Source organism: Lentihominibacter faecis (assembly GCF_014306095.1).
Lineage (GTDB): Bacteria > Bacillota > Clostridia > Peptostreptococcales > Anaerovoracaceae > Lentihominibacter > Lentihominibacter faecis.
In genome coordinates this window covers 1-7,483 of the sequence record NZ_JACRWC010000010.1, presented here as the reverse complement: position 1 = coordinate 7,483, position 7,483 = coordinate 1, and the positions used below count along the sequence as shown (strand labels likewise).

The 7,483-nt window shown below is 49.5% G+C and carries 7 protein-coding genes; all 7 read right to left on the bottom strand.

Going from position 1 to position 7,483, the window contains the following annotated elements:
- Window positions 1–832: 832 nt before the first annotated feature.
- Window positions 833–1,033, bottom strand: coding sequence for a 50S ribosomal protein L31 (rpmE, locus tag H8876_RS00590; RefSeq protein ID WP_177264513.1), 201 nt, complete (start codon window positions 1,031–1,033; stop codon window positions 833–835).
- A gap of 303 nt (window positions 1,034–1,336) precedes the next feature.
- A complete protein-coding gene (locus tag H8876_RS00585; protein ID WP_249286122.1) occupies window positions 1,337–1,573 on the bottom strand; it encodes a hypothetical protein in 237 nt (78 codons plus the stop codon).
- A 6-nt stretch (window positions 1,574–1,579) separates the two neighbouring features.
- Window positions 1,580–3,073 carry a hypothetical protein gene (locus H8876_RS00580; protein WP_249286121.1) on the bottom strand — a complete coding sequence of 498 codons (1,494 nt, stop codon included), beginning with the start codon at window positions 3,071–3,073 and terminating at the stop codon, window positions 1,580–1,582.
- Window positions 3,074–3,262: 189 nt separating this feature from the next.
- Window positions 3,263–4,489, bottom strand: a complete 1,227-nt coding sequence (gene hydF, locus H8876_RS00575; RefSeq protein WP_249286120.1) for a [FeFe] hydrogenase H-cluster maturation GTPase HydF — start codon at window positions 4,487–4,489, stop codon at window positions 3,263–3,265.
- A gap of 173 nt (window positions 4,490–4,662) precedes the next feature.
- Window positions 4,663–6,084, bottom strand: a complete 1,422-nt coding sequence (gene hydG, locus H8876_RS00570) for a [FeFe] hydrogenase H-cluster radical SAM maturase HydG (protein WP_249286119.1) — start codon at window positions 6,082–6,084, stop codon at window positions 4,663–4,665.
- Between the two features lie 200 nt (window positions 6,085–6,284).
- The gene (gene prmC, locus H8876_RS00565; RefSeq protein ID WP_249286118.1) at window positions 6,285–7,229 is read right to left on the bottom strand and encodes a peptide chain release factor N(5)-glutamine methyltransferase; all 945 of its coding nucleotides are present in this window, start codon (window positions 7,227–7,229) and stop codon (window positions 6,285–6,287) included.
- A gap of 45 nt (window positions 7,230–7,274) precedes the next feature.
- The coding region (locus H8876_RS00560) for a hypothetical protein (RefSeq protein WP_249286117.1) at window positions 7,275–7,483 on the bottom strand (209 nt) is incomplete at its 5' end.

Sequence of the window (7,483 nt, the reverse complement as noted above, 5' to 3'; positions counted from 1 at the left end):
CCCAGGCCGGTCGAATTGCTTAGGCCGTGCGGGGTTCCCAGACTGCGCGAAGCGCTTAGGCTGTGCGGGTTCCCAGACTGCGCGAAGCGCTTAGGCTGTGCGGGGTTCCTAGGCTGCACGAAGCGCTTAGGCTGTGCGAGGTTCCCAGGCTGCGTGAATTGGTGCTACCAATAATTATATACTTGTGTGTGGTTTTGTCAAGATGAAGTTGCGGAATTCTGCAGAAACAGGAAAAGGTTATTATAGGTAAACTGAAGCCGATCACGTTCTCATCTACATCATGAATTCCCAGATCAAAAATTATCTGATCTAATTGGGAATCAGCCTCTCGATTCAGATGTTTGCTCGCGTCATGAATTCCCAGATTTGATTTTTTCAAAGCCATGTGGGAAGTTCGATACTGTAAAGGTTTCAAGATCCAGATACAGCACTCGCTATGATTCCCTAAAAGACATAAAAACTGTTTATCTGGGAACTGTTTTTCTCTGCGCTGTAAATATCTTGTAAAGCAGTTCCCAGCTTGCTGTTTTATTTTGAAAAACGGGAATTCATGAATGAAGAAACAGCTGATAAGCAGTAAAAAATCCAAATTAAGATCGTTTTTTTCGTGATCTGGGAATTCATGATTTTCCAGGTACCTTACCACTAAGAACAGCCACCGGCCTCTAACAAGGTTAACAACCATTGGAAGTATATCGGATCAAATAAGCGAATAGAGTTGATGAAAGCTCCTGCTGCCGACGTGATATTTCACCAATATTCCGAGCAACCGTCTAAACGCAAAAAAACCGCCCAAGTGAGCGGTTTCTTGATTTCGTTTCCTGGTGGATCATTAGTCCAGGTTGTACTTGGACTTGAACTTTTCCACACGTCCGCCTCTGTGAGCGAACTTCTGCTGTCCTGTAAAGAATGGATGGCACGCTGAGCAAATGTCCGTTCTGATTTCTTCCTGTACGGACTTTGTCATAAATGTGTTACCGCATGCGCAAGTTACTTTACATTCCTTGTAGTCAGGATGGATTCCTTCCTTCATGCTATTCACCTCTTTCCTGCTCAGGTTTACCACCTTTGCATAATAATATGCTGGATTCAATATCACAGCTCATTTAGTGTATCATATGCACACCTGAATTTCAATGGTTTTTTTGATGTCATGCGATTCTGGCATGATTTTCTACAAAAGTAAATTATATTGATCTAATAGACAGAAAGTTTTTCTGCAAAATTTCCTTCGGGTATCAATTTTTCAGAATGTGGATGAAGTACTGCAAAGATTTCGATCATTACAGGTCTTTGATTCTCGCACAACACCCGTTTATGTGCATAATCATGCATTTCAGCAGTCATTATACAAACAATATGCAAAGACTTCATAAAATACTCGTCCTATGTAATGCCTCCTGCAAACTTTTTCTGTTTTTGTCTTCGTTATCGGCGTTTTCTGCACATTATTATCTGCAGCCAGCGCGGCAGGCGCATCAAAAGCCAGCGCGGCAGGCAAAGCAAGAGCCAGCGCGGCAGGCGCATCATCAGAAAAGAGAATCAAAAAACAAAGTTTTTCGATTCTCTTCATATCTTCTTATTCCGGTTGCAGTGTGCCGCCGCCGGGCAGAGACAATGTTTTGCCGCCCAGCCAGTCATTGGCTTCTCTGTTTTTATCATAATAAACCGTGTGTCCATTAGACTTGATATTCCTGCATTTTTTATCGCCATTACGAAGCGAATCTATATGGCTGTCTCCGGTCACGTTCCACGCGCTGTTTCTGCTGAGATACACTTTGCTGTACGCCGCCGCGCCCTTTGCATCAAAAGCCCCCGAATAAGAGCTCCCCTCTGTCAGCACCAGCTTGACCTTGCTGGATTTATCGCAAGTGATATCGCCGCTGTACTTCTGATTCACTCCATACAGCAGCAGCTTGCCGCCGTTCTTCTGCTCATCAGCCCGGACATCTGCCAGAACCTGATTCGCCGATGCCAGATCTGTGTTCATCATCTTCACGAACCCTTCGATCCCAGTCACCTGAACCAGAGTCTTGTTCGATACCGCCTCGATGGAAGAACCATCCGCCATAAACTTCGCTTTTCCGCTCTGTGTGGAGCTCGAAAAAGCCTTTTCAATTCCCGAATCATGTCCTTCACTGCTGCCGGAAGACCGACTGCCACTTTCAGTGTCCGCCTCTCTATCATCCTGCAGATCCGGAATGTTACACAGTTTCACGGCCGCATCGCCATGAGAAACCATACTGGAATTTTTCAAATTTACTACACCGCCCGGCAATATCGCAACGCCAGAACTCTTCTGGACTGTTGCCGAAACTCCCGTAAGAGAGATATTCCCGGCAGAGATCACACACGGACTGCCACTCGCTGCCGTTTCCATCGTACTGTCGCTCAAATCGATCACGCTAGTAAGGTCCAACGTTGCTGCCGCTGCCGCATTTTCTCCAGAAGTAGACAGATTGACCTGTTCCCCGTCGATCGAAGCTCCGTTCGCCGCTATAATGCCACAGGAATTTCTTCCCATCACAGCAACAGATGACCGCCTCATGGTGATTTTGCCCCCGCTGTTCAAAGCCAAAATCCCGATCTGTCCATCCTCCTGCACTTCATAATTATCATCATTAACAGCCACCGGCTCATCGTCTGCACTCAGCTGAGCCGCATCCGCACCTGTCAGCACTGCCTGCCCGAAACCGGACGCCCCATCGGAACCAGAATTTTCAGATCCAGGATCCGAACCTGATCCAGATGATCTCCTGTGGTTCACATCCTTCACATTCGCGACAGCAGTCGCATCTCTGCCGTCACAGAGGATCGAGACGATATCTCCCGCCTTGAAATCATCATAAAAGACATTCTCAGGAAGATTATAGGATTTCTCACATCCGTCACCCTCAAAAGATCCGCCGTATGTGTAATCTCCACTTTCGATCGTTATTTGATTTTCATCCGTTTTCACTACCTGGCCGTACACGATATTATCATTTTCCGAAGCCTCTGTACTCCGACTACACGCCGAAAGCGTCAGAAGCAGCAAACACGACAGACAGCCGACCAGCAAAAGTCTCTTCATGATCCAGGGTCTCCTCGTTCACAGGCTATTGCTATTACTCATATTGCGTTTATTTTATCGTATAATCGTATAGCAGTATCCTAACCCTTTCATGTGTTGATTCAGTGTATGTTCCATGCGGTTTTCGTGCAAAAAGCCAAAGCCGGCTCTATTGAATGTCGCCGGCTCTGCCTGAAGCTTCCGGCACCGCTATTTCGGCATATCGATCTTATCCAGGATCCCGGCAAGCTTCGCCAGCACAATGCCGTAATTAGTGATCGGCACTCCAGCCGCCTGCGCCTCTCCGATCCGGCTCAGCACGAGCCGTCGGTTGAACATGCAGGCACCGCAGTGAATCACAAGATCAAATGACTGCAACTCGTCAAAGGGCGGAAAATCATTGCCGCAAACGTTCACGATCTCGATCCCTCGGCCAAATTTTTTACGCAGTAAATTCGGGATCTTTTCACGACCGATGTCCTCCGAAAGCGGAACATGGGTGCAGGCTTCTGCAATCAGAACCCTTGATTTTTCAGTCATTTCGTCTAATTGCGATGCGCCCGCAACGAATTTTTCGATATCCCCTTTATATGCTGCAAAAAGCACTGAGAACGACGTCAATCTGCTGGACGCCGGCTTTGCATCATACACTTGTTTGAAGCACTGCGAATCTGTAATGATCAGATCCGGCGCCCGGCCCAGAGCGCCGAGCGCCCCCGCAAGCCCATCCGCGGTGCACGCCACAGCCGTGCACCGCCTGTCGAGAAGTTCCCGGAGCGTCTGCACCTGAGGCAGGATCAGACGCCCCTTTGGAGCCTGAATATCCTGCGGCATGACCAGCAGGACCAGGCTGCCTTCATCCACCAGATCACTCAAAATCTGCTGCCGCATAAAATCTTCCGGTATCATCTCGGCGATTTTATGCCGCAGCTCCTCAAGACCGGCTCCCGCCTCTGCGCTGACCGCAAGGACCGGGATGTCATCGCCCAGTTCCGCCCGGATGGCAGCCAGAACCTGCGGTACCGGCTGCCTCAGTCTCTCCCTCTTGGATAAAACTGCTATGACCGGAATATCCTTTTCTGAAAAATCCATGATCCAGCGCCGTTCTTCATCAAGATTTCTGGCGAGAGCCGACTGATCATCGATGATCACAAGAGCGAGATCTGTCTGTGGCAGGATCTCCCTCGTTTTCTGCACCCGAAGCTCCCCTAAATCTCCTTCATCATCAAATCCTGCGGTATCTATAAAAACCACCGGACCGATGGGATGCATCTCCATAGCTTTAAATACCGGATCTGCAGTCGTTCCCGGCGTATCGGAGACCAGAGCCAGCTGCTGACCGGTCAATGCGTTGATGAGCGAGGATTTCCCGCTGTTTCGTTTTCCAAATAATCCGATGTGCAGGCGGTCTGCCCGCGGGGTATCGTTCAGTCCCATGTTCACATCCTCCTGTTGTTTCGTCTGGTTGCTTTCCCGGCAAGCGGTTCACTCCGAGCAATCTCATCAAGTTGCTGGTCCTTCCCGCAATTACATTCCAGCCAGTCGTTCTCCAGGCTGTCTCCCTTCAGAGGGCTTTCTGTCCGAGCAATCTCATCTCAGGCAATCGTTTCCTAGAACCGGAAATCTCTCATGCCGCCTTCCAGATCGTGAAGATGTTCCTCCACCTTGGCTCTGACGGTTTCATTCGGTATTTTAGCAAGGCGATCCTGGATGACTTTCAGACCCTTCTCTTTCGTCTCTTCGGTAGCGTAGTCCTCCAGGTATTCCTTGAGAGTCATGAGTGCATTCGGCTGACAGATATTCGCGATCTGTCCCGACTTGACCAGACTCATGAACCTGTCTCCGGTACGGCCCTCCCGGTAACACGCAGTGCAGAAACTCGGCACATGGCCAAGATCCAAAAGCCAGTCCACTACCTCGTTGAGAGTTCTCGTATCATTGACGTCAAACTGTGCAGAATTATCATCTTCGGCTTCTTCTTCCACGTAGCCACCTACACTTGTACGGCTGCCTCCGGAGATCTGAGAAACGCCGATCTTAACAGCTTCGCCTCTCATCGCCTTGGATTCTCTCGTGGACATGATGATACCGGTATAAGGTACTGCGATCCGCAGGATCGCAATGATCCTCTTGAAAACCTCATCAGGCACGCCGTTGTCAAAGGTATCCGGATCGATATCATCCGCCGGACGCACACGCGGTACACTGATGGTGTGCGGTCCGCAGCCGAACGTGTCTTCAAGATGCTTTGCATGCATAAGGATGCCTACGAAATCGTATTTATAAAGATTGAGGCCGAACAGAACGCCGCAGCCTACATCGTCGATCCCCGCTTCCATCGCCCGGTCCATGGCCTCGGTATGATAAGCATAGTCGCTCTTCGGACCGGATGGGTGAAGATCTTCATACGCTTCTTTATTATATGTCTCCTGGAACAAGATGTATGTTCCTATCCCGGCATCTTTCAGTTTCTTATAGTTTTCGACCGTCGTGGCCGCGATGTTGACGTTGACACGGCGGATCGCTCCGTTTTTATGCTTGATGCTGTAGATCGTATCGATGCATTCCAGTATGTATTCGATCGGGTTGTTTTTCGGATCTTCTCCCGCCTCGATGGCCAGCCGTTTGTGTCCCATATCCTGCAAAGCCGTGACTTCCCGACGGATCTGCTCCTGCGTCAGCTTCTTTCGGCTGATATGCTTGTTCTGTCCATGATACGGGCAGTATTTACAGCCATTGATGCAGTAGTTTGAAAGATACAGCGGCGCGAACAGCACGATCCTGTTGCCATAAAATTTTTCCTTGATTTCCTCCGCCAGTCTGAAAATTTCCTGATGGATGTTTTCATCCTCACATTCCAGAAGCAGCGCCGCTTCCCGGTAGGAAAGACCTTTGCAGTCCTTCGCCCGCTCCAGGATCTTTCTCATGTCCTCGACATCATTTTTATGTTCCTCCGCATAGCGCAGAGTTTCCTCGATTTCTTCGTGGCAGATGAATTCCTCTGCCTTCTTTGATTTACTGTTGTAGCTCATATACCTTACCTCCTCATCTGCAAAAAAGGGGGCGCACCATCGAAGTCGTTCGACGCATCATCCGGCGGCTTCTCAAACTGCTGTCGTATAGCGATCCGTTTGCAGAAGCAAAAAAGCTCTGTCCGGGCAGCAGATGCATTCCCAAACAGAGCCGATCAATCAAAAAATAATGCTGCAAAAATCCTTGCCGCCAGTCTTCTCTATTGATCCTCGCCTTGTTCCTCGGTAACACCCTTAGCTTCAGCACGATGTTCATTCTTATCTCTTATCTCACATTTTACCACACGATCCTTGCCAGGTAAATCCCTGATTATTTCCGCAGGTGTGTAGCGACCGTCGTCACGGATCATTTTCCGCAGATCTTCGCCCTGATCATGGCCGATTTCCAGCAACAGAAATCCCCCCGGTTTCAAATGATCCGCCGCTTCCTTCACAATGACGCGGTAAAAATCCAGTCCATCTCTGCCGCCGTCCAGTGCCCGCAAAGGCTCATGATCCTTCACTTCTTCCTGCAAAATCGAGATCATCCGCGTCCGGATATACGGCGGGTTGCTGACGATCATGTCGAACTTCTTTCCTGCTGCCGGCGCGAACATATCGCCTCTGGCAAATCTCATCTTTACCCGCAGGTTTTTCGCATTTTCCTCTGCGACCGCAAGAGCTTTCTCACTGACGTCGGTCCCCAGGACCTTTACATTGGAACTGATCTTAGCCAGCGATATCCCGACTGCTCCGCTTCCGCAGCAAAGATCCAGCACCTCCCATTCCTTGCCGCCTTTTAACTTTTCAAAAAAACTCAGCTTTTCCCGCGGCGTTTCCTGGATCACCCTGGCAGCTTCCGTCACCAGAGTTTCCGTGTCCTGGCGCGGGATCAGCACGTCCGGCGACACCTTGAACGTATGTCCCATAAACTCCTGTACCCCTGTGATATGCTGCAAAGGTATCCGCTCCGCGCGTTTGGCGATGAGCTCCATATATTTTTCTTCTATCTCCGGGTCTACCTCCTCTTCCGCCTTCAGGAACAGCTGGACTTTATCCATACCGGTCAGAAAGCAGTACAGCTCCTGTGCATCGATCTTAGCATCCATGCAGTACGCTTTTGCCAGGCGGTACTCCCCTTCCTTTACGAGAATCCTCGTCTTCATCTGTCATTCTCCTGTCTGTCGTTGCTTCGGCTCATTATGCCGATTCTATAAAAATCTGCGCTTCTGTAAAGGCCTGTACTTCACGAAAGTCACCTGCGGCTTTTCCGTCCGCTCATCATCTCCATCTTCCTTTGCAGACTCGATCAGCTCATGACCATCGTAATGTCCGACGTCTTCTTTGCAGATCGTATAAGTGCCGCACGGTTTTTTATCGCACACGGCATGGATCGCTGCGATCGCTACTTCCAGCTGGC